1 protein-coding gene is annotated in these 1,261 nt (G+C 68.6%); it reads left to right on the top strand.

What is annotated here, in order from left to right; translation table 11 throughout:
* Window positions 1-2: 2 nt before the first annotated feature.
* Window positions 3-1,261: enolase C-terminal domain-like protein (locus tag ACFQPB_RS23835; RefSeq protein WP_382228917.1), on the top strand; the 1,259-nt coding region annotated here is incomplete at its 3' end.

Genomic DNA, 1,261 nt, shown 5'->3' with positions numbered 1-1,261 from the left:
TCATCCCGGTCGCCGGCCGGGACGGCATGCTGCTCAACCTCTCGGGCGCCCATGCGCCCTTTTTCACCCGCAACATCGTCATCGTCACCGACAACGCCGGGCACACCGGTCTGGGCGAGGTGCCCGGTGGCGAGAAGATCCGCCAGACGCTGGAGGACGCGCGGGCCGTGGTCGAAGGTCGGCCCATCGGTGCGCTGCAAGCCATCCTCAGCGACATGCGCGTGCGCTTCGCCGACCGCGACAGCGGTGGCCGTGGCCTGCAGACCTTCGACCTGCGCACCACCATCCACGCCGTCACGGCGGTGGAGTCGGCCCTGCTCGACCTGCAAGGCCAGCACCTGGGCGTACCGGTCGCGGCCCTGCTGGGCGAAGGCCAGCAACGCGACGCGGTGTTGATGCTGGGTTACCTGTTCTTCGTCGGTGACCGCCTGAAAACGGACCTCCCCTACGCGAGCGAGCCCGACCATGCCGACGACTGGTGCCGCCTGCGCCACGAAGCCGCGATGACCCCCGAGGCCATCGTGCGCCTGGCCGAGGCGGCGCAAAAACGCTACGGCTTCCAGGACTTCAAGCTCAAGGGCGGGGTGCTCGCGGGTGACGCCGAGGTTGAGGCTGTGACCGCCCTGCACGAGCGCTTCCCCGAGGCCCGTGTCACCCTGGACCCCAACGGTGGCTGGCTGTTGAAAGACGCCATCCGGCTGGGCCAGAAGATGCGCGGCGTGGTGGCCTACGCCGAAGACCCGTGCGGCGCCGAAGACGGCTTCAGCGGCCGCGAGGTGATGGCCGAATTCCGCCGCGCCACCGGCCTGCCCACGGCCACCAACATGGTGGCCACCGACTGGCGCCAGATGGCCCATTCGCTGGCGCTGCAAAGCGTGGACATCCCACTGGCCGACCCCCATTTTTGGACCATGGCGGGCAGCGTGCGCGTGGCCCAAACCTGCCGCGACTGGGGCCTGACCTGGGGCTCGCACTCCAACAACCACTTCGACATTTCGCTGGCCATGTTCACCCACGTGGGCGCGGCCGCGCCGGGCAAGGTCACGGCCATCGACACCCACTGGATCTGGCAGGACGGCCAGCGCCTGACCAAAGACCCGCTGAAGATCGAAGGTGGCTACGTAAAGGTGCCGAAGAGGCCCGGCCTGGGCATAGAGATCGACATGGCCGAGGTCGCGAAGGCCCACCAGCTCTACCAACAACATGGCCTGGGCGCGCGCGACGACGCCATGGCCATGCAGTACCTGATCCCGGGCTGGAC

Origin of the sequence: Hydrogenophaga atypica (assembly GCF_042665215.1) — a bacterium.
In the GTDB taxonomy this organism is placed as follows: Bacteria; Pseudomonadota; Gammaproteobacteria; order Burkholderiales; family Burkholderiaceae_C; genus Hydrogenophaga; species Hydrogenophaga defluvii_A.
Note: the sequence above shows the minus strand (reverse complement) of the source record. Positions and strands in the feature narration are given on the sequence as shown.